Consider the following 19,435-nt stretch of genomic DNA (forward strand, 5'->3'; position numbering starts at 1 on the left):
CACCTTCCGGCTTCATGCCGCATAGAACCATGATCAGGAACCAAGCCGTGACCAATTTCAAACGCTTCGCTTTGTATTTCGCCCCGGAACCTGGGCCTCTGGCGGATTTCGGCGCAGCTTGGCTGGGTTGGGACTTGGCCGCGGGCCAAACGGTGCCACACTGCCCGGTTAGTGGGCTGCCGTTGCCGATCGAACAGATTACCGAAACGCCCCGCAAATACGGGCTGCACGGAACGATAAAACCGCCGTTTCATCTGGCCGTAGGCAGCAGCCTTTTGGGATTGGAGGATACCGCGCGGGCGCTGTGTGCTCGGCAGGCCCCCGTCACGCTGAATGGTCTGGAACTGACCAGACTGGGCGGGTTTCTGGCGCTCACGGTTCCCGGAGAGACCAGTGCGCTGCAACGTCTTGCTGCCACCATGGTTGAAGGGCTGGAGGCCTTTCGCGCCCCCCCTTCCGAGGCCGAACTGACGCGCCGCCGCAAGGCACGACTGAGTGACCGGCAAGAGGCACTGCTGACCCGTTGGGGATATCCGTATGTGATGGAGGAGTTCCGGTTCCACATTACCCTCAGCGGTAAGATGCCCAAGGCGCAGGCTGAACAGGTCAAAGCCGCGCTTGTACCGCATCTGGAGCCGCTGCTGCCCAGCCCCTTCGTCGTTCGCTCGCTGTGTCTGGCGGGCGAGGATGCGGCGGGGATGTTTCACCTCGTCCACCGCTATACGCTCTCTGGCTGAAGCGCTGCGAGAAAGGCCGCAACCGCATCGTCCAAGGCGCCACCATTGTCGATCACGACCGTCAATAGGGACGGATCAATGGCAAACTCTGCCCGTTTCAGGCGATGGGCAATATCTTCGGCGCTCTCACGCCCGCGTGCGGCCAGGCGCAGTGCGAGAACCTCGGGCGATGCGGTCACCAGAATGATCATCGAGCGTTCAAACCGGTCGTCCAGCTGCGGCAGAACTGCGCGCGACAGGTTGGCCAACACATCGCGGCCAGCGTTCAAATCAGTCTCTACATTGGCCGGAATCCCATAGGATAACCCATGCGCTTGCCAATGCAGGGCAAAGCCCCCGTCTGCCGCGCGGCGAGAAAACTCCAACGCGCTCACCCCTTCGGCGTCTTCACCGGCCGCCTCGGGGCTGCGGGTGATCACCCGCTTAGCACGCAGCAAATCAGGCCGCGCGACACAGGCGGCTTCCATCAACGTGTCCTTACCCGCGCCAGATGGCCCGACCACGGCGATGAAGCGTCCCTTTCTCATGTCAGACCCGGTGTGAAGCTTGTCACGTCCACTTCGCGGTCACAGACCCGATCCCGCGCTGCCTCGTCATGAAAAATCCCGACAATCGCTGCGCCGCGCGCCTTGGCCTCTTCAATCAGGCTCAGCACAACCTCGCGATTGGCCGCGTCCAGGCTTGCGGTCGGCTCATCCAGCAACATTGCTGGGAACGCGTGTGCAAAACCGCGCGCAATATTGACACGCTGCTGTTCGCCGCCTGAAAACGTTGTCGGCGACAGTGTCCACAGCCGTTCGGGGATGTTCAGCCGGTCAAGCAAAACCCGCGCCCGATCTCGTGCGGCCTCAGGCTCGGCACCCACCAGCAACAAAGGTTCGGCCACGACATCCAATGTCGGCACACGCGGCACCACGCGCAGGAACTGGCTGACATAGCCCAGAATCTCGCGCCGCAGTGCCAGTATCTCGCGCGGCTCAGCCTGCGCCACATCCACGCCGCCCACGATGATCCGCCCGGCATTGGCAAGGTAATTGCCGTAAATCATCCGCATCAGGGTCGATTTCCCCGCCCCGGACGCGCCGACAAGTGCCACGCATTCGCCCGCCGCCACGTGCAGAAGAGCGCCCTCCACTACTGGAATGACCGCCTCACCCTGATTGTGCAGCACAAACCGTTTGGAGACATCAGACAGCTCAATCATGCCTGCCCCTTTCACTCTGCTCAAATTATTCAACTGCGCCGTCATACCTGCAACACCGAACTGACCAGAAGCTGGGTATAGCCGTGCTGCGGATCGTCCAGCACCTGATCGGTCAGGCCGGTTTCCACCACATGCCCATCCTTCATTACCATCAGCCGGTCCGCCAACAATCGCACCACCGCCAGATCATGGGTCACGATGATTGCGCTCAGACCCATCTCGCGGACCAACCCGCGTAGCAAATCCAGCAATCGCGCCTGCACTGACACATCCAAGCCCCCCGTGGGCTCGTCCATGAAAACTAGCCGTGGTCCGGTCACCAGATTGCGCGCGATCTGCAAGCGTTGCTGCATCCCGCCGGAAAACGCGCTTGGCCGATCATCGACCCGATCCTCGGCAATCTCGACCCGGCCCAGCCAGTCGATCGCCTGCGCGCGGATATCGCCATAGTGCCGCGCACCCACGGCCATCAGCCGCTCACCAACATTGCCTCCTGCACTTACGCCCATCCGCAGCCCGTCACGCGCGTGTTGATACACAAAGGCCCAATCGGTGCGCCCCAGCATCCGCCGCTCTGGCTCGCTCATCGTTACGGTGTCGCGCAGACCGCCCACCCGCGTATCAAAAAGGACTTCGCCGGTATCGGGTTCCAGATGACCGGCGAGGCAGTTCAGGAGTGTAGATTTTCCCGACCCGCTTTCGCCCACGATCCCCATAACCTCACCGGGATAAAGATCGAAGGACACGTCCTCGCATCCGATCCGAGAGCCGTAATATTTGCCAAGGCTTTTGACCTGAAACAGCGGGGTCATGCCGCGTCCTCCTCGTATGGTGCGCCCTGCGCCCCAACATGCCCTGCCGCACGCCGTTCGCGGCAAAAGTCCGTGTCAGAGCACACAAACATCCGCCCGCCCGCATCGTCCATGATTACCTCATCCAGATAGGAGGTATTGCACCCGCAAAGATCGCAGGCGTGATCGGCCTTGCTGGCCTCAAACGGGAAATCCTCGAAGTCCAGACTGACGACTTGGGTATAGGGCGGCAGTGCATAGATCCGCTGTTCTCGCCCGGCGCCAAATAGCTGAACCGCGGCCATTTCCAGCTTGGGATTGTCAAACTTCGGGATCGGCGACGGGTCCATTACATACCGCCCCTCAACCTTCACCGGATAAGCATAAGCCGTTGAAATCGCACCGTGGCGTGAAATGTCCTCGTACAGCTTCACATGCATCAACCCATATTCCTCAAGCGCGTGCATTTTGCGAGTCTCAGTCTCGCGTGGTTCCAGAAACCGCAACGGCTCTGGGATCGGTACCTGATAGACCAAGATCTGATCTTCGCGCAGCGGCTCTTCGGGGATGCGGTGTCGCGTCTGTATTACGTCGGCATCACGTGTGTGTTCGGTCGTCGCGACACCGGCAGTCTTTTCAAAGAACTTTCGGATCGACACAGCATTTGTCGTGTCGTCAGCTCCCTGATCAATGACCTTCATCACGTCTTCCGGCACCAGAACAGCGGCACTGACCTGCACGCCGCCCGTCCCCCAACCATAGGGCATCGGCATTTCGCGCGAGGCAAACGGAACCTGATACCCCGGCACGGCCAAGCCCTTGAGAATGGCCCGCCGGATCATCCGCTTGGTCTGTTCATCCAGATAGGCGAAGTTATAGTCACTCATCGCAGCGCCCCCAATTTCACATTTCCCAAATATCCCCGCCGGAGGCATCTGCCCTTTCCGGCCGCGCAGATCTCGCGGTTCATTCCGCCGCCTCCTGCATCGTGCCCATGGCTTCGGCCCGCATCTTGCGCACCAGTTCCAGCTCGGATTGGAAATCGACATAGTGCGGCAGTTTGATATGCTCCAGAAACCCCGTCGCCTGAATATTGTCGGCGTGATACAGCACGAATTCTTCATCCTGCGCCGGGGCGCCGACGTTTTCCTCGCCCAACTCTTTCCAGCGCAGTGCGCGATCTACCAGTGCCATGGAAATCGCCTTGCGCTCGGTCTGACCGAAGACCAGCCCATAGCCACGGGTGAATTGCGGCGGTTCGGTCTTGGAACCGGTAAACTGGTTCACCGTTTCGCATTCCGTCAGCTCAACCTCGCCAATTTCGATGGCAAAACCCAGTTCGGGAATCTCCATTTCCACCGCGCAGGTCCCGATCCGTAACTCGCCAACAAAAGCGTGATTTCGGCCGTATCCACGTTGCGTGGAATAGGCCATGCCAAGCACAAACCCTTCGTCGCCGCGGGTCAGGGACTGCAAGCGCAGTGCCCGGTCGGCGGGCAGGTCCAGCGGTTCGCGGGTCAGGTCACGTGGCTCTTTGTCGTTGGCCGGTTCCTGCTGGATCAGATCCTCTTTGTTCAGAAATTCGGTGATGTGCGGCACCGGGCCAATGTGCGGTTCGGCCTTGGGGGCATCGGGCAGGCTGCCCTCGGCCGCCAGTTTGAAATCCAGCAACCGGTGAGTATAGTCGAATGTCGGGCCCAGAACCTGCCCTCCCGGCGCGTCTTTGAAGGTCGCGCTGATCCGGCGGATGCAGTCCATTTTCGCGGTCTCGACCAGCAGGGTATAGCCAAAGCGCGGCAGTGTGGTGCGATAGGCGCGGATCAGAAATACCGCTTCGATCAGGTCACCGCGCGCCTGTTTGATCGCCAATGCCGCAAGATCAGGATCGAAAAGTGAACCTTCGGCCATCACCCGATTGACCGCCAGCGTCATCTGTTCGCGGATCTGCGCGATGCTGAGTTCAGGCACCTCTTTGGCGCCGCGCCGCCGTTCGGCAAGCCAGGCATGCGCGGCATCAATGGCTTTTTCGCCGCCTTTGACTGCTACATACATCAGAGCGCCTCTACTTTGGTGCTGCGGGGCAGGCCGGCTAGGCGGTCGCCGCAGGTCAGGAAGAAATCGACGCCAAGCGGAAACTGGGCGTGATTGGCTTGAATAGTCTCTGTTTCGGGTAGGCTGAGCACTGATACGCCCATAATCCCTGGCCCGCTGAGAGTGGTGCCGGATGGCTCCAGCAGATCAACTTCGGCAATCAATGTGGCCGAGCGATCGGGATAGGACGATGTGCCGATCCGATACCCGGGTAGCGGCACAAGGTCCGCCCAGCGTCCCAGCGCAAAGGCGCAGGTGCTACGCCCCGCGATTGGGGCGCCGGTATGGAAGGTGATCCACTCGCGCACTTGCGGGCAATCCAGCGCGCCGGCCAGATATACTGGCGTTTCCGGGTCTAGCAACGTTAGCGCCAGCACACCCGCCGCCACCGAGAGCGGGGCGGGTGGGGTCGCGTCGGTCACAGTTTCGATCGTACCGGGGCGGGCCATGGCCGACATCGCCGCGCGAAAGGCACGGGCGGCCTGAACAGGCGCGTCGGAGAACCCGCCTTCGAGGGCAGAAACCTGCATCAGTCTTCTCCTCTTACCATGGTGAAAAATTCGACTTTCGTGGCGGCCGCTTTGGCGGCGCGGTCGGTTTTCGCGGCCTTACCTTCGGTCAACAGCGGCTCTAACACTGCGGATTTTACCGCATTGGCCGATGGTGTTTGCATCAGCGCATCAACCAGTGCGGCAATTTCGGCTTTGGTTTTGTCGCGCCCCTGCACATACGCATGTCCGATCACGCCGTTTTCTGCTCCGTCTGTTAGTCGCAGCGAGCAGCGTGTCACGGTCATTTCGCCGAGATTGAAGGCGCCGCCCGTGCCACCCATGCGCCCACGTACCATGGCACCGCCAACTTCGGGCGCTCGCAACCAGTCGAACGCGGGCTTGGCGTCGAACGCTGCCCACAGCGCGGTAAGGCGTATAGCGGGGGCCTTGGCGAGAAGGCTCATCCAGCTTTTCCTGTCGTCGATTTGGTTCATCTAGACACCTTGCCGATTTATCTATACAACTAGACAAATCATACGCGCGACTCGCCGAACGGTGCAAGCGGGCAATTTGTGAAATATTGGTGACAGAATGACCCGAACCCCTGTGTGGCGCGCAATTGCCTCGACACTGACCAACGAGATTGCCGACGGGCATTATCGCTCCGGTGACAAGCTTCCGACCGAAGCAGAGCTCTCCTCGCGGTTCGGGGTCAACCGCCATACCGTTCGGCGCGCATTGGCAGAGCTTGCGGATCAGGGGCTGACCCATGCGCGGCGCGGAGCCGGGGTGTTCGTTATGGCCGATCCGACGGATTATCCGATCGGCAAGCGTGTGCGGTTCCACCAGAACCTGTTGGCGGCAGGGCGAATGCCGGACCGGCGTATCCTGACCTTGCAAACGCGCCCCGGAGATGCCGAGGAAACAGCGGCACTGGCCTTGCCTGTGGGCGCACAGGTGAGCGTCTACGAGGGCCTTTCACTGGCTGACAACAGCCCTGTGGCGCTGTTTCGGTCGGTGTTTCCAGCGCAGCGGTTTCCGACAATCCTAACAGATCTTGAGCAGCTTCTGTCGGTCACGGCGGCGCTGGAGCGAGGCGGCGTGGCGGATTACACTCGTGTTTCAACCCGGCTGACGGCCAAAACAGCCAGCGCCACGCAGGCGCTGCAACTGGGGATTGCCGAAGGCGCGCCGATCCTGCGCACCGTCAGCGTGAACGCGGACCCCGATGGGAAGCCGGTGGAATACGGCCACACATGGTTTGTCGGAGATCGCATCACGTTGGTCATCGAAAGCTAAAAATAAGGGCAATTTGTCACACGCGCGACACAGACCTCGCTTAAATACCGGAAAAACATTGATCAGGCAGAGCAGAAAAATGCCCCGGATGCTTTCTCCCCTGCGCCTAACCGGCGCCACCGTCTTGCGGGACGGGCAAATGCAGGACCGCTCGGTCGTGATCGAAGACGGCCGCATTTCCAAAGGCCCGCAACCTGCGGTAGATCTTTCCGGATATTATGTCCTGCCGGGCATTATCGATCTGCATGGCGATGCGTTCGAGCGCCATATTGCGCCGCGCCCGTCAGCGCCATTTCCGATCCAGACCGGTCTGCGATCAACCGACCGCGAAGCGGCTGCGAATGGTGTGACCACCGCATGGCTGGCGCAAAGCTGGTCGTGGGAGGGCGGCTTGCGCGGCCCCGACTATGCCGAGCAGCTGATGCAGGGGTTGGAAACCTACAGGCCGCAAGCACTGACCGACCTGCGGCTTCAGGTCCGGTATGAGACTCATATGATCGACAGTGCCGACCGTTTGTTGGCGGCGATCAGGCGCTATGGTGTCGACTACGTCGTTTTCAATAACCATCTGGACGAGGCGGTCGAGCACGCCCGGACAAAACCTGCGGCGATTGCGCAATGGGCGGCGCGGCATGGCCGCAGCCCGCAAGAACACATGGATCTGGTGCACACAACTGCTGCCCGCCGTGCGGAAGTGCCCCGCCATCTGTGCCGCTTGGCCGAGGCGTTCGACACCTTGGGCGTCAGCTATGGCTCGCATGATGATACCAGCGCCGAGACGCGCGAACATTTTGCCATGATTGGCGCGCGGATTTGTGAGTTTCCCACTGCACGTGGCCCTGCGGCCGCCGCATTTGCGATGGGTGATCCAGTATTGATGGGCGCGCCTAATATCGTGCGCGGAGGATCGCAATCCGGCAATATCCCCGCCGTTCAACTGGTGCGTGACCGGCTGTGTGACGCACTGGTGTCCGACTATTTCTATCCGGCGCTGGCGCAGGCGGCCTTCCGGTTGGTTGACGGTGAGGTTCTGGATTTGCCGCAGGCCTGGGCGCTTATCTCGGCGGGTCCGGCGCGGATTTTGCGATTGGCGGATCGCGGCGTGATCGATTATGGAAAACGCGCCGATCTGGTGGTGATCCACAAAGAGACTCATGCCATTGAGGCCACGATCAGCGGCGGGCGGTTGGCCTATCTTGCGGGGGATGCAGCCACGCGATTTCTGGATGCGCCAGCCCCGCTGAGAATGGCCGCCGAATAGGTTTTGCCATTCTGTCATGAAACGATCACTCAAGCGTTAGAGAGGGATGTCAAAACTCCGTTCAACACAGAAAAACGGAGACGTAAGATGCCCATTCTCAAACTTGCGGCCACGACGGCGTTTATGTCTCTTTGTGCCAGCGCCGGGCTGGCTGAAACGATCCATGCTGGCCCCCGGCCCCTGTATTTGGTGGACCAGATGCAAGACGGCGCGCTGAAAGACAAGCTGGAAGCATGCGCCGATCAACCGGTCAAGCGGACCATGTTTTCAATCGGCCACCGTGGCGCGCCGATGCAGTTCCCCGAGCATACCGTTGAATCCTACCGGGCCGCCGCGCGCATGGGCGCAGGTGTTCTGGAATGCGACGTGACATTTACCAAGGACTTGGAGCTCGTCTGCCGCCATGCGCAGAACGATCTGCATACCACGACCAACATTCTGGCGACCGACTTGATGGCGAACTGCAGCACGCCGTTCGTCGCTGCCACGGGTGGGGCGGATGCCAAGGCCGAATGCCGTACAAGTGACATCACGCTGGCCCAGTATCAAAGCCTGAGCGGCAAGATGGATGCAGCGAACAAGAAAGCCACCGATGTTGCGGGCTATATGAACGCCACAGCAGGATGGCGCACCGATCTGTATGCCGCCGATGGCGGAGAGATGATGACACATGCTGAATCGATTGAGTTGTTTAAATCTCTAGGGGTCAAGTTCACGCCCGAACTGAAATCGCCTTCGGTTGATATGCCTTTCAACGGGTTCTCGCAGCAGGACTATGCGCAGAAGATGATTGACGAATACAAGGCTGCAGGCGTTCCAGGTTCCGACGTGTTTGCGCAGTCGTTCAACCTTGATGACATCCTCTTTTGGATCAAAGCCGAGCCCGAATTCGGCAAGCAGGCTGTGTATCTGGTTGAATGGCATGATGGCTTCGATCAACAGAATTCCGCCACGTGGAAAGAGGATTTCGCCGCACTGAAAGCGCAGGGCGTTAACTATCTGGCGCCGTCATTGAACATGCTTGTAACGCCGGTCGAAGGCGACATCGCCGCGTCTGCCTATGCGAAGGCCGCCAAACAGGCAGGTCTGAACCTGATCACCTGGTCGCTGGAACGCTCCGGTCCGCTGAAGGCTGGTGGCGGCTGGTATTACAAATCACTGACCGGCAACATTAACAACGACGGTCAGATGTACGAGCTTGTCGATACGCTGGCACAGGATGTTGGCGTGGTTGGGGTCTTCTCTGACTGGCCCGCAACTGTCAGCTACTATGCATCCTGCATGGGCATGAACTGAAAAATAGAGTCGCGTCTTTCGCGGCTCCACCTCCTATTTAAACCAGGTGGTCCGCCACCACAAAGCCTCTAACCCCTCAATGTTTTTTAGCACGAAACCGGCGGTCCCTTCGGGGGCCGCCCTTTTTATTGTCAGGCTTCGCACAGCGCGGAAAACCGATCACTCGTACTTTTCGAGAAACGCCTCGATGCTCAGCGCACGAAAATCATTCAGCGCCAAGCGCAACTGCGCGTGATCCCAGTCCCACCACGCAAGCGTCATCAGCCGCGCTGTCACTGGCGCCGTAAATCGCTCGCGCATCGGAACGGCGGGCACGCCCGCCACGATCAAATAGGGCGCCACGTCTTTGGTCACGACCGAACCAGAGGCAATGACCGCCCCATGGCCGACCGTGACGCCCGGCTTAATCTGTGCGTTGTGCCCGATCCAGGTATCATGCCCGATCACCGCGCGCCTAGCATGCCGACGCTCAAAAAACGCCTCGTCGCGCCCCGCGTCCTCCCAGTAGTCATCGCTGCGATACAGGAAATGGTGCAGGCTCGCCCGTTCCATCGGATGATCGGTGGCCCCAATACGCACAAAGCTGGCGATATTGGCAAACTTGCCCACCTCGGCGCTGGCAATATCGGCATAGCGGTCGCAATAGGAGTAATCGCCGATCTGGGAATAGGCGATCCGACTGCCCTTGCCGATCTCGCAATAGCGCCCGATTTGCACATCAACCAGTTCCACATCTTCGTGAACCCGTGGCTCATCCTCACACAGTTTTGCCATGCGCTCCTGCTTTCATATTTTCGAAACATCCCCGCCGGAGGCATCCATTCCTCCGGCATACGGCACCGTTTGCAAGGGCTTTCAGTCTGCGGCGCCACCCTTGATCAGACGACGGCGCAACGTACCGGAAATCCAATCCATCAGCATTACCATCAAAATGATCAGAATGATGTAGTAACTGACCTCTTCCCAATCCTTCTGGGTGATCATCGCCTGCGTCAGCAACAGGCCGATGCCGCCGCCGGTGATCGCGCCGATAATGGTGGCGCTGCGGGTGTTGGATTCGAGAAAATACAGAATCTGACTCAACAGAACCGGCGTGATTTGCGGGATCACACCAAAGCGATAGCGTTGCAGCGGTTTGGCGCCCGTGGACTGGATACCCTCGATCTGCTTTGCGTCCACATTCTCCAACGCCTCAGAGAACATTTTGCCGAAACTGCCGGTATCGGTGATCAAGATCGCCAGCGCGCCGGTAAGCGGGCCGGGGCCAAAGGCGCGGGCCAGGATGATAGTCCAGATCAGCGCATCAACTCCGCGAAAGAAGTCGAACAACCGGCGAGCGGCGAAGCGAATGGCCATCAGCGGCGCGAAATTCTTGGCCGCCAGAAAGGCCAGTGGCAGCGCCACGATCGCGGCCCCCATCGTGCCAAGGAAAGCCATCAGGATCGTTTCGAATATGGCCCAGACCACATCAGAGTGCCGCCACATCTTGTTGTGCCAGAAATCGCCGAAGATTGCACCCGCTTCGCCGGTAAAGGCGCGGCTGACCAAGTCGGGAAACGACATCCCGTGATAGGGGCTGTCGAGGGTGAAGAAGAACAGCTCCCATCCCAGCGAGTAGCGAAACACCTCTGTACGGTTGCGGGTGATTGTCAGGCGCCCGGCGTCGGTGGTGACAGACAGCCGGTTTTTCGAGGCGCTGATCCAGTCGGGCACAGGGCCGTCAGGCAGCACGGCCTGCACACCGTTTGCGCCGGGGCGGGCCGTGATCGTGCCATAGTCTTTGACATTATAGCGGATGATATCGGGACCAAAGGTCACAATATTACCGCGGCCCAGATCGATTACTGTATCATCTCCCAGCGTCACCCAGTCGGGTGCGGTGCCGGGGGGGTAGGTACCTTTGCGCTCGCCCTCAACCGCGATGCTGACCTCTGCCGTGCGGTTGTCGCGGGTGACGTGGGTTTTATAGCTGTAGGTATCGGATACGAGGGTTTTCCCATGCTCCAGATCGACCCGCTCGGACAGGCCCGGAATGTCGAAGGCAAAGAAGATATAGGCGAAATATGCCAAGATCACGGCGGGAAACGCGAATGCGGTCAGGCGTTTACGGGTGAACAGGGTGTCGGCCTGAAGCTTGAGTGTGGCGGTGTCGGTCATGGTCATAGGGTGGCCTCCAGCCGGGCGCCGTGGGTCAGGCGGTTGCGTAGAGCCGAGGAGATCTGATCGACCACCACGATAGTGCCGAACAGCAACAGAAAGATCGCGGCAGCCTCGTCATACTGACCCTGGCCCCAGGACATGGCGTTTTTCAGGTCGTATCCGATGCCGCCTGCACCGACGAAGCCAAGGATGGCCGAGGCACGAATGTTGATTTCAAACCGCAGCAAGGCATAGCTGAGGTAGTTCGGGGCGACCTGTGGCATCACGCCCAGGATCATCCGCTGGCTCCAGCTGGCACCGACCGATTGCAGGCCCTCGACTGGTTTTAACGAGGCGTTTTCGTTCACCTCGGAAAACATTTTGCCTAGTGCGCCGCTGGTATGCAGGGCAATGGCGATCATTGCGGGCACGGGGCCACCACCAAGGACAAAGATCAGCACAAGCGCCACGACGATTTCGGGCAAGGCGCGCATGATATCCATCGCGCGGCGGAACACCGGGATCATTCGTGGCCAGCGTGCCAGCCCGCGGGTGGAGAGCATCGACAGCACGATGGCGCAGAGTGCGCCCAACAAAGTCGCGGCCCCGGCGATGTTAACCGTCTCAATCAGCGAGGGAAAGAATGTGACGAAATGGGCGGGCAGCTCGCTCAGCTTCTCGCTGGCTTCGCCCAGTACCTCGGCCGGAAAGTCGAACAACCGATGCAGACCGTCCCAGAACCCGCCGGCATTGCGATCATCGGCAGTGATGAAGCCTGCCACCATCAGCGCCACAAAGATTGCCAGAAGAACCCCATTATAGACCCGCTTGCGACGGGTCAGGTCCATATAATCAGCGCGGATATCGCTTGTGGGAGAATGAACGCTCAGCTCGGCCATGAATACCTCATGCACAAAAAAGACAGGCCCCGAGGGTCCGGGGCCTGTCTGAGAAGGGTTTGAAATCAGTTGGATTTCAGTTTGCGTGCTTCGATGATCACTTCGTATGCGTCGTGGGTGATCGGCATGAAGCCTTTCGCGTCGCCAGCTGCCACGCCATAGAAGCAATCCGCATCCATCGACTTGAGCGATGCCATCAGGCCGGTCATCTTCAGCTTGACGTCTTCGGGCAGGTCTTTGCGCAGAACAACGGGGCCTTCGGGGATCGGCTTGGACTGCCAGATCTGCACCAGTTCGTTCATGTCAACCAGACCGGCATCGACAGCTTTGCGCAGCGCGCCCGAGCTGTAGCCGTCTTCCCAGTTGCCCAGACCGTCGGCCCAGGTCACGCCGCCGTCGAAATCACCGTTGTAAACGCCAACGATGGTCTGCTCGTGGCCGCCCGAGAACTTCACTTCGCCGAAGTAGTCGCCCGACGTCATCGACGCGCCGATGGCCTGCGGAATCTCGATCGAGGGGATCAGAAAACCGGACGTCGAGTTCGGATCGCCAAAGCCGAAGATTTTGCCCTTCATGCCCGCCAGCTCGGTGATGCCGCTGTCTTTACGGGCGAAGCCGATGGAGTAATAGCCGTAACCGCCATCATTGTTGACTTTGACTAGGATCGGCTCGACGGCCTCGGGATCGCTGAGGAAGGTCTTGGCGTAACCGGAGGCGCCCAGCCATGCCATGTCGATGGTGCCGCCCAGCAGGCCCTGGATCACACCGTTGTAATCGGCAGGGGCGAACAGCTTGGTTTCGACGCCCAGCAGGTCTGCGGTTTTCGAACGCAGGCATTCGTTGCTGTTCATACGGTCCTGAGCGTTTTCGCCGCCCAGAATGCCGATGCGGAATTCTTTGATGTCTTCAGCCATGGCCGGAGCGGTCAGGGCGGTGGTTGCCAGAATGGCGGCGATCAGTTTTTTCATCTTCTCTCTCCGATTTTGATAAACCCCGCGGGCAGGATTGCCGCAGGCAGATGAAGTCTCAGGCGACGGGCACAGGGGTGCTCGTGGCGGCGTTCAAAGCGTCGATACTGGTACTGGTGGCCGCTTCGCTAAAGCTGGCGTCAGCGCCGTAGATGTCGCGCGCGACCCCTGTTGTCAGCTGTTCGGGTGTACCGTCGAATACGACACGGCCCGCACGCATCCCGACCACCCGGTCGCAATAGCGCCGCGCGGTATCAAGCGTGTGCAGGTTGGCAATGACCATGCGGCCATCCTCGTCGTGGATGCGGCGCAGGTCATCCATCACGATTTGGGCGTTCATCGGATCAAGGCTGGCGATGGGTTCATCCGCCAGCACGATCTGCGGGTCTTGCATGATGGCGCGTGCAATCGCCACGCGCTGTTGCTGGCCACCGGAAAGCGCCTCGGCGCGTTTGGCGGCGTGGCCTGCGATGCCCAGACGATCCAGAATGTCGATGGCGCGGTGAATGTCCTCGGACGGATAGAGGTTGAACATCGTCGCCAGCGTGCTGCGGCGGTTCAGCGTGCCATGCAGCACGTTGCTGACCACATCCATACGCGGCACGAGGTTAAATTGTTGAAAGATCATCGCGCAGTCGCGTTGCCAGCGGCGTTTATCGGCACCGTGTAGCGCGGTCACGTCGCGCCCGTCAAAGGTGATGCTGCCGCTGGTCGCATTTTCCAGCCGGTTCAACATCCGCAACAGGGTCGATTTACCGGCACCAGAGGCACCGATGATGCCGATCATCATCGGCCGGTCAAAGTCCAGCGAAACGCTGTCCACCGCTTTGTTGGCCCCGAAAGCCTTCGTCAGCTTGTCAATTTTCAGCATTATTCGCCCCGTTCATCTGCGGCAGGAGGTACGGCTGGGCGGAATCTGTTTTTTGACAAAACGGTTAAACTTTTGTGACAGCCCTGATGTCGTGGCGTGGACCGCGTTCGGCGTGAGTACGGGCAAGAGCCTGGCACGCGCGCACCGAAATCTCCTTGGATTGTTCTGATTTCTGACGCATTTTTCCCTAAGATCTGCACTCACGCCCCGGTGGCGTGTCGGCAAAAGTTCGTTTCAAAGAGTATCAGAGCAGGTTACGCCATTTTCAGCCGCCTAAATATGCCCTCGGGCACACCAATAGCATCGGGGTACCGCCCCGAGATCGACGGACTGCGCGCTATCGCGGTGCTGTCGGTCGTTCTGTATCACTTCGGTGTTCCTGGTTTAAGCGGTGGGTTTGTCGGCGTTGATGTGTTTTTTGTGATCTCTGGCTTTCTGATCGGCGGTATCCTGTGGGCCGAGCTTGGCAGGACCGGAACACTCTCGTTGGGCCGCTTTTATATGCGGCGGTTCAAACGACTGGCACCCGCGTTTTTCGTGATGGCGCTAATTACAGCAGTCGTGGGATATTTCGTACTGTTGCCATTCGAGTATCGCGCGTTTGGTAAAAGCCTGATTGCTGCGACCGTATACCTGTCAAATGTGCAGTTTTTTCGCGAGGCGGGGTATTTCGACAGCGGGGCCGACGAAAAGATCCTGCTGCACACTTGGTCTTTGGCAGTGGAGGAACAGTTTTATGTGGTTTTGCCGCTGATATTTCTGCTGTTCCGTGCCAGTCGTCGCAGCCTGTTGGTGGTGCTGGTGATGGCCTTCGTCGCTTCGCTAGCGGCTTGCGTTCTGATCACCCCACGTTCACCCACGGCGGCATTCTATCTGTTTCCATTCCGCGCGTGGGAGCTGTTGGCGGGTGTGTTGTTGGCGATATGGCGGCAGGCGCGCGACGCACGGTGGTCGTGGCATCCAGCATTGTCATGGCTGGGGCTGTGGCTGTTGGTTTATGCAGTGCTGTTCACCCGCGCGGGAGCCGGGTTTCCGGGGTATCAGGCCGTGATGCCGGTACTGGGCACAGGGCTGATCCTGATGAACGGGCAGAACCGCAATCCGGTCAATCATTTGCTTGCCAGCGGACCGGTCGTGTTTGTCGGGCTGATTTCCTATTCCCTGTATTTGTGGCACTGGCCGGTGGTGACGCTGTCCGCGTATTATCGTGGCGCATATTCCGGTTGGGTAGAGATGCTGTTGTGGATGGCGCTGGCGTTTGGGCTGGCGGTATTGTCCTGGCGCTGGATTGAGCGGTCAACGCGCCATGCGCAAGCACTTAGGCTGCGCGAGGTTTTGGTCGGGGTGGGTGCGCTGTCGGTGGTCACGCTGGGGCTGGGCGGTTGGATATATAAGGCGAATGGGCTGCCGGGGCGGTTTGGGCCTGAGGTGCGTCGGCATATCGATGCTTCGGCTGACTTTATTCAGGATTGGAGCCGCTGTTCGGTGCCCGGAGATGGCCCGCTGCAAGGGGTCGAGGTTTGCGGTATCGGGCCGGATGGCCCACCGCAGGTCGTCTTCTGGGGTGATAGCCACCTGCGCGCGCTGATGGACGGGATCGGGGTGTTGGCGCAGGAAAAGGCGGTTCCGGGCTTGCTGATCTGGCACGCGGGTTGCCCGCCGCTGTTTGGGATTGCGAAGGTGGAAACTGCGGCGACCCCGGCGCAGGATACCGCCTGCACGCAGGCCAATGCGACGATCCGAGCGGCTTTGTCTGGGATGGGCAGCCTGCGCGCGGTCGCGCTGATCGGGCGCTGGAGCTACTATGCTGAAGGGGTTGGGGTCGGGCGCGACGTGGCCAACCGGATCACGTTGTTGCCCGCGAGTGGCGGTCAGGCGGCGGATTTTGCCGGGGCTCTGTCGGCGACGGTGCGGGAATTGACGCGGGACGTCGCACCGGTTTTTGTGCTGCGGCAGGTGCCCGAGATCCCATTTTACCAGTCGCGCACGGTGGCGCGTAGGCTCGCGCATGGCCAAGGCGACGGGGTTGAGGCCGTGTTTTCAGCGCCGCTAAGCGAGATTGATGCGCGAAGCCACAGCGCTGATGTGGCGTTGCATCAGCTTGCCTCGCGCGGGGCGATCTCGCTGATCGACCCACGGCCACGGTTGTGCGATGCTGTGGTGTGTTCAGTGCTACGGGGGGATCAGGTGCTATATTTCGACAACAATCATCTGACCAATGCCGGAGCGAGGGCGCTGCGCGATCTGTTTTTGCCGGTATTCAGGCAAGGCAAAAGGCCAGTAGATGGCGGATGATCTGATAGCCAGGCATTGGGATGTGATCGTGATTGGCACCGGAATCGGTGGCGGTACGGCGGGGCGACGTTTGGCCGAGCGGGGCCTGTCGGTGCTGTTTGTCGAAAAGGGATCGGCGGGGCACCGGGCCGAGCAGACAGCGCTGAACCTTGAGATGGTCGATCCGGTGGCGCGACAGATCCGTGGGTTCTGGCCCAGCCAGATGAAGGCCCAGGTGAACGGGCGCGAAACAACATTTTTCGCGCCACTCGGCAGCGCGGTTGGCGGTTCGTCAGTGTTCTATGCCGCAACGCTCGAACGGCCAGAAAGGCATGATCTGGACGATTGCGCGGCGCGACCGCACCCCACAGGCGGCTGGCCTGTCAGCTATGACAATTTTCGCCCCTATTTCGAGCAGGCCGAGCAGATGTATCATATCTGCGGCGAGGTTGATCCGTTATCGGATGAGGCGTCGGCCAATCTGCGCACCCCGCCGCCGCTGTCAGCGGGCGATGTGTCGATGAAAGAGCGGTTGGCTGCGCGCGGACTGCATCCATACCGGCTGCATTCCGCTGTACGGTATGTCGAAGGGTGCAGGGAGTGTTTCGGCGCGAAATGCCCACGTGATTGCAAGATGGATGGGCGCTCTGCCGGGGTGGACCCTGCGCTTGCCACGGGCAAGGCCGCGCTGTTGGATCGCTGCGAGGTGCGCGCCTTGCGGGGCAGGTCGGGCAGGGTCACGCATATCGAGGCGATGCGGAACGGCAAGCCGATCACGCTGCGGGGCACGTGTGTGGTGCTGGCGGCCGGGGCGCTCAGCTCGCCTCGGGTGCTGTTGGCGTCGAAGGCCAAGCACTGGCCCGATGGCTGCGGCAATGACAGCGGTTTGGTCGGGCGCAATCTGATGTTCCACATGAACGAGATGATCGCGGTTTGGCCCACCAAAGCAGCGCCGAGCGGGCCCAGTAAATCGCTGGGGTTTCGCGATCTTTATTATGTCGCGGGACAGCGGTTTGGCATGGTTCAGGCGATGGGTATCGACGTGTCTTACGGTGAGATCGTACATTACCTGAAGCTATTGATCGCCCGCTCTCCGCTGCGCCGGATCAAACCGCTGCAAGAACTGGTGCGGATACCGGCAATTGTCGCGGCGCGGCTGTTTGGCAGCGCCAAGGTGTTTGTCGGGTTGATGGAAGATTTGCCATATGCCGGGAACCGTGTGGTTCTGAGCGAGGGCTACACCGATACAATCCGGATTGAATATCAGTTCAGCGCCGAGGTTCTGGCGCGACGGCGGGTGTTTAGACGGCTGATCCGGCGCGCGTTCGCGGGGCACCGCCGGATGTTTCTGGGGTTTCAGCCCGAACTGAATTTCGGGCATCCCTGCGGCACGCTGCGGTTCGGGCATGATCCGGCGCAAAGCGTTTTGACGCCGGACTGCCGAGCGCATGAAGTGGAAAACCTCTATGTCACCGACGCATCAATTTTTCCGACATCTTTTGGGGTGAACCCCAGCCTAATGATTGCGGCCAATGCGTTGCGGGTGGCGGACTTGATTGCGGATGAAGCAGAAAGGCGGCGCGATGGCACGGTCTGATCCCAGACTGACGGGCGGCGTGGCGGTTATAACGGGCGCTGGCGGCGGACTTGGCCGGGCGCTGGCGGTTGAACTGTCGGCGCGCGGGATGCAAGTGGTTGGGTTCGGTCGCCGGGCCGACGCGTTGGAGGAAACCGGGGCGCTGGCCGGCGCGCGGTTTCAGCCGATGGCACTGGATGTGGCCGACAGCATCGCTGTACAGGAGGGGTTTGACCGGATCACTGCTCAGTATGGTGCGCCTTGCCTGCTGATCAACAATGCCGCCGTTTATCCGCGTCGCGATCTGTTGGTTGAAACGCCAGAGAGCTTCATGCAGAGCGTGGCGATCAATCTGGGCGGGGTCGTGGCCTGCACTCATGCTGCGTTGCAAGGAATGGTGCAGACAGGATTTGGCCGGATCATGACTGTATCGACCTTTGCTGATATTGCGCCGCTCCCGGCGAGTTCCGCCTATGCCGTGTCGAAGGGGGCTGCGCGGATTTATACCCGCGCGGCGCTGGCCGATCTGGCGGACCGGTTCCCCGATATCGTGCTGAACGACTGGATGCCCGGAATGCTGGCGACGCAAATGGGGGTTGCCGATGGCTTGCCGCCTGCACAGGCGGCACGGTGGGGGGCCGAGTTGGCGCTGTGGCACGACCCCGCATTGTCGGGCTCGATCTTCGAGAGAGGTCGCGAGATTTTGCCGCCACGATCACTGAAAGGCCGGGTCAAAGATGCGTTGATGTTCCGCAGGCGGACCAAACCCCGGATGTTGGATTAGGCCCACCGGGCCTTGAGCGCGCGCAGCATGTGACCGGGCAGAATGGTAAAGCTTTTGCCATAGCGGCCAACCATCCGGCGTGGGCTGGACAGCATCCGCCACAGCCACTCCAGCGCCAACCGTCGCACCCAACGCGGCGCGCGGGTTTGGCTGCCAGACAGGAAATCAAGCCCCGCGCCGATGGAAGCAAAGCCGATCTGGGGCGTTAGTTCGCGGCCACGCGCGGCAAGCAGCTCTTGTTTTGGCGCACCAAGGGCGAGAAAGCAGAGCCGCGCGCCTGAGGCGGCAAGTTGTGCGAGAATGCGGTCTGCCTCGGGGCCTTGTGGGTCAAACCCGAAGGGCGGGGCAATGCAGCAGGCGATGCTCAGCCCCGGCACCTTCGCTTGCAGCACTTTGGCGGCGCGATTCAGGCTGTCTTGGGTGCTGCCAAGCAGGGCCACAGGCACATTGTGGGTCGCGCAAAGCTGAGTCAGCGGCAGCACCAAATCAGAGCCGGGCATCAGCGTGACCGGTTGTTGTGCCAGTCGCGACATCCAGACGATGGGGTTGCCATCGGCGACAATGAAATCCTGCGCGGCATAGGCGGAGCGAAAATCGGCGTCAGTGCGCAGCTTCACCAGGTGATCCAGGTTGAGCGTGGCAAGCGCGAATCCGTCGCCTTGGGCAAACCGATCCAGCACCCGTTTTTCCAGCGCGGCCCGATCCGGCACACCGACCTTGACCACATATGCCCCGACATGAAATTTCACGGCGT

General features: G+C 60.4%; 20 protein-coding genes. 7 read left to right on the forward strand and 13 right to left on the reverse strand.

From position 1 onward, the window contains the following. The first annotated feature begins 47 nt into the window (after window positions 1–47). Window positions 48–737 carry a DUF1045 domain-containing protein gene (locus BSF79_RS05135; protein WP_245776323.1) on the forward strand — a complete coding sequence of 230 codons (690 nt, stop codon included), beginning with the start codon at window positions 48–50 and terminating at the stop codon, window positions 735–737. Here BSF79_RS05135 and phnN read toward each other — a convergent pair. From phnN to phnG, 7 genes are all read right to left on the reverse strand, one after another. After that, window positions 719–1,264 carry a phosphonate metabolism protein/1,5-bisphosphokinase (PRPP-forming) PhnN gene (phnN, locus tag BSF79_RS05140; protein ID WP_090268796.1) on the reverse strand — a complete coding sequence of 182 codons (546 nt, stop codon included), beginning with the start codon at window positions 1,262–1,264 and terminating at the stop codon, window positions 719–721. The genes BSF79_RS05135 and phnN overlap by 19 nt on opposite strands. Continuing rightward, entirely contained in the window at window positions 1,261–1,941 is a 681-nt protein-coding gene (phnL, locus tag BSF79_RS05145) for a phosphonate C-P lyase system protein PhnL (RefSeq protein WP_090268797.1), read from the reverse strand. The genes phnN and phnL overlap by 4 nt, the downstream gene beginning before the upstream one ends. 41 nt (window positions 1,942–1,982) lie before the next feature. Then, window positions 1,983–2,753, reverse strand: a complete 771-nt coding sequence (phnK, locus tag BSF79_RS05150) for a phosphonate C-P lyase system protein PhnK (protein WP_090268798.1) — start codon at window positions 2,751–2,753, stop codon at window positions 1,983–1,985. Next, window positions 2,750–3,619 (reverse strand): alpha-D-ribose 1-methylphosphonate 5-phosphate C-P-lyase PhnJ, encoded by an 870-nt coding sequence (locus BSF79_RS05155; RefSeq protein ID WP_090268799.1) that lies wholly within the window; start codon window positions 3,617–3,619, stop codon window positions 2,750–2,752. Before BSF79_RS05155 ends, phnK begins: the two co-directional genes overlap by 4 nt. 79 nt (window positions 3,620–3,698) lie before the next feature. Then, window positions 3,699–4,784 (reverse strand): carbon-phosphorus lyase complex subunit, encoded by a 1,086-nt coding sequence (locus BSF79_RS05160; protein WP_090268800.1) that lies wholly within the window; start codon window positions 4,782–4,784, stop codon window positions 3,699–3,701. Continuing rightward, window positions 4,784–5,353, reverse strand: coding sequence for a phosphonate C-P lyase system protein PhnH (phnH, locus tag BSF79_RS05165; RefSeq protein WP_090268801.1), 570 nt, complete (start codon window positions 5,351–5,353; stop codon window positions 4,784–4,786). Before phnH ends, BSF79_RS05160 begins: the two co-directional genes overlap by 1 nt. Further along, window positions 5,353–5,808: a phosphonate C-P lyase system protein PhnG gene (gene phnG, locus BSF79_RS05170; protein ID WP_090268802.1), complete on the reverse strand. Its 456-nt coding sequence runs from the start codon at window positions 5,806–5,808 to the stop codon at window positions 5,353–5,355. The genes phnH and phnG overlap by 1 nt, the downstream gene beginning before the upstream one ends. A 97-nt stretch (window positions 5,809–5,905) precedes the next feature. Here phnG and phnF point away from each other — a divergent pair, with 97 nt between their 5' ends. From phnF to BSF79_RS05185, 3 genes are all read left to right on the forward strand, one after another. Next, a complete protein-coding gene (phnF, locus tag BSF79_RS05175; protein WP_090268803.1) occupies window positions 5,906–6,613 on the forward strand; it encodes a phosphonate metabolism transcriptional regulator PhnF in 708 nt (235 codons plus the stop codon). A 79-nt stretch (window positions 6,614–6,692) separates the two neighbouring features. After that, a complete protein-coding gene (locus tag BSF79_RS05180) occupies window positions 6,693–7,874 on the forward strand; it encodes an alpha-D-ribose 1-methylphosphonate 5-triphosphate diphosphatase (protein ID WP_090268804.1) in 1,182 nt (393 codons plus the stop codon). 87 nt (window positions 7,875–7,961) lie between these two features. After that, entirely contained in the window at window positions 7,962–9,170 is a 1,209-nt protein-coding gene (locus BSF79_RS05185; RefSeq protein ID WP_425443228.1) for a glycerophosphodiester phosphodiesterase family protein, read from the forward strand. A 159-nt stretch (window positions 9,171–9,329) separates the two neighbouring features. On the opposite strand, the gene BSF79_RS05190 is transcribed toward BSF79_RS05185, so the two are convergent. From BSF79_RS05190 to phnC, 5 genes are all read right to left on the reverse strand, one after another. Beyond that, window positions 9,330–9,944, reverse strand: a complete 615-nt coding sequence (locus BSF79_RS05190) for a DapH/DapD/GlmU-related protein (RefSeq protein WP_090268805.1) — start codon at window positions 9,942–9,944, stop codon at window positions 9,330–9,332. Window positions 9,945–10,025: 81 nt separating this feature from the next. Further along, window positions 10,026–11,333 carry a phosphonate ABC transporter, permease protein PhnE gene (phnE, locus tag BSF79_RS05195; protein ID WP_090268806.1) on the reverse strand — a complete coding sequence of 436 codons (1,308 nt, stop codon included), beginning with the start codon at window positions 11,331–11,333 and terminating at the stop codon, window positions 10,026–10,028. Beyond that, window positions 11,330–12,208, reverse strand: a complete 879-nt coding sequence (phnE, locus tag BSF79_RS05200) for a phosphonate ABC transporter, permease protein PhnE (protein ID WP_090268807.1) — start codon at window positions 12,206–12,208, stop codon at window positions 11,330–11,332. The genes phnE (BSF79_RS05195) and phnE (BSF79_RS05200) overlap by 4 nt, the downstream gene beginning before the upstream one ends. A gap of 65 nt (window positions 12,209–12,273) precedes the next feature. After that, window positions 12,274–13,176, reverse strand: coding sequence for a phosphonate ABC transporter substrate-binding protein (gene phnD / locus BSF79_RS05205; protein WP_090268808.1), 903 nt, complete (start codon window positions 13,174–13,176; stop codon window positions 12,274–12,276). 58 nt (window positions 13,177–13,234) lie between these two features. Continuing rightward, window positions 13,235–14,047 (reverse strand): phosphonate ABC transporter ATP-binding protein, encoded by an 813-nt coding sequence (gene phnC / locus BSF79_RS05210; RefSeq protein ID WP_090268809.1) that lies wholly within the window; start codon window positions 14,045–14,047, stop codon window positions 13,235–13,237. Window positions 14,048–14,326: 279 nt separating this feature from the next. Between phnC and BSF79_RS05215 the strand changes: the two genes are divergently transcribed. The 3 genes from BSF79_RS05215 to BSF79_RS05225 are packed head-to-tail and all read left to right on the forward strand — an operon-like array spanning window position 14,327 to window position 18,681. Further along, window positions 14,327–16,342 carry an acyltransferase family protein gene (locus BSF79_RS05215; protein WP_090268810.1) on the forward strand — a complete coding sequence of 672 codons (2,016 nt, stop codon included), beginning with the start codon at window positions 14,327–14,329 and terminating at the stop codon, window positions 16,340–16,342. After that, the gene (locus BSF79_RS05220; RefSeq protein WP_090268811.1) at window positions 16,332–17,918 is read left to right on the forward strand and encodes a GMC oxidoreductase; all 1,587 of its coding nucleotides are present in this window, start codon (window positions 16,332–16,334) and stop codon (window positions 17,916–17,918) included. Before BSF79_RS05215 ends, BSF79_RS05220 begins: the two co-directional genes overlap by 11 nt. After that, the gene (locus BSF79_RS05225; RefSeq protein ID WP_090269083.1) at window positions 17,905–18,681 is read left to right on the forward strand and encodes an SDR family oxidoreductase; all 777 of its coding nucleotides are present in this window, start codon (window positions 17,905–17,907) and stop codon (window positions 18,679–18,681) included. Before BSF79_RS05220 ends, BSF79_RS05225 begins: the two co-directional genes overlap by 14 nt. On the opposite strand, the gene BSF79_RS05230 is transcribed toward BSF79_RS05225, so the two are convergent. Beyond that, window positions 18,678–19,430, reverse strand: a complete 753-nt coding sequence (locus tag BSF79_RS05230) for a WecB/TagA/CpsF family glycosyltransferase (protein WP_245776324.1) — start codon at window positions 19,428–19,430, stop codon at window positions 18,678–18,680. The genes BSF79_RS05225 and BSF79_RS05230 overlap by 4 nt on opposite strands. Between the last annotated feature and the right edge of the window lie 5 nt (window positions 19,431–19,435).

This window comes from Thalassovita taeanensis (genome assembly GCF_900110775.1).
Classification (GTDB): domain Bacteria; phylum Pseudomonadota; class Alphaproteobacteria; order Rhodobacterales; family Rhodobacteraceae; genus Litorimicrobium; species Litorimicrobium taeanense.

Excerpts from the sequence above, each read along its gene's own strand:
- phnN (WP_090268796.1), bottom strand. The coding sequence starts at position 1,264 with ATGAGAAAGGGACGCTTCATCGCCGTGGTCGGGCCATCTGGCGCGGGT.
- phnL (WP_090268797.1), bottom strand. The coding sequence starts at position 1,941 with ATGATTGAGCTGTCTGATGTCTCCAAACGGTTTGTGCTGCACAATCAG.
- phnK (WP_090268798.1), bottom strand. The coding sequence starts at position 2,753 with ATGACCCCGCTGTTTCAGGTCAAAAGCCTTGGCAAATATTACGGCTCT.
- BSF79_RS05155 (WP_090268799.1), bottom strand. The coding sequence starts at position 3,619 with ATGAGTGACTATAACTTCGCCTATCTGGATGAACAGACCAAGCGGATG.
- BSF79_RS05160 (WP_090268800.1), bottom strand. The coding sequence starts at position 4,784 with ATGTATGTAGCAGTCAAAGGCGGCGAAAAAGCCATTGATGCCGCGCAT.
- phnH (WP_090268801.1), bottom strand. The coding sequence starts at position 5,353 with ATGCAGGTTTCTGCCCTCGAAGGCGGGTTCTCCGACGCGCCTGTTCAG.
- phnG (WP_090268802.1), bottom strand. The coding sequence starts at position 5,808 with ATGAACCAAATCGACGACAGGAAAAGCTGGATGAGCCTTCTCGCCAAG.
- phnF (WP_090268803.1), top strand. The coding sequence starts at position 5,906 with ATGACCCGAACCCCTGTGTGGCGCGCAATTGCCTCGACACTGACCAAC.
- BSF79_RS05180 (WP_090268804.1), top strand. The coding sequence starts at position 6,693 with ATGCCCCGGATGCTTTCTCCCCTGCGCCTAACCGGCGCCACCGTCTTG.
- BSF79_RS05185 (WP_425443228.1), top strand. The coding sequence starts at position 7,962 with ATGCCCATTCTCAAACTTGCGGCCACGACGGCGTTTATGTCTCTTTGT.
- BSF79_RS05190 (WP_090268805.1), bottom strand. The coding sequence starts at position 9,944 with ATGGCAAAACTGTGTGAGGATGAGCCACGGGTTCACGAAGATGTGGAA.
- phnE (WP_090268806.1), bottom strand. The coding sequence starts at position 11,333 with ATGACCATGACCGACACCGCCACACTCAAGCTTCAGGCCGACACCCTG.
- phnE (WP_090268807.1), bottom strand. The coding sequence starts at position 12,208 with ATGGCCGAGCTGAGCGTTCATTCTCCCACAAGCGATATCCGCGCTGAT.
- phnD (WP_090268808.1), bottom strand. The coding sequence starts at position 13,176 with ATGAAAAAACTGATCGCCGCCATTCTGGCAACCACCGCCCTGACCGCT.
- phnC (WP_090268809.1), bottom strand. The coding sequence starts at position 14,047 with ATGCTGAAAATTGACAAGCTGACGAAGGCTTTCGGGGCCAACAAAGCG.
- BSF79_RS05215 (WP_090268810.1), top strand. The coding sequence starts at position 14,327 with ATGCCCTCGGGCACACCAATAGCATCGGGGTACCGCCCCGAGATCGAC.
- BSF79_RS05220 (WP_090268811.1), top strand. The coding sequence starts at position 16,332 with ATGGCGGATGATCTGATAGCCAGGCATTGGGATGTGATCGTGATTGGC.
- BSF79_RS05225 (WP_090269083.1), top strand. The coding sequence starts at position 17,905 with ATGGCACGGTCTGATCCCAGACTGACGGGCGGCGTGGCGGTTATAACG.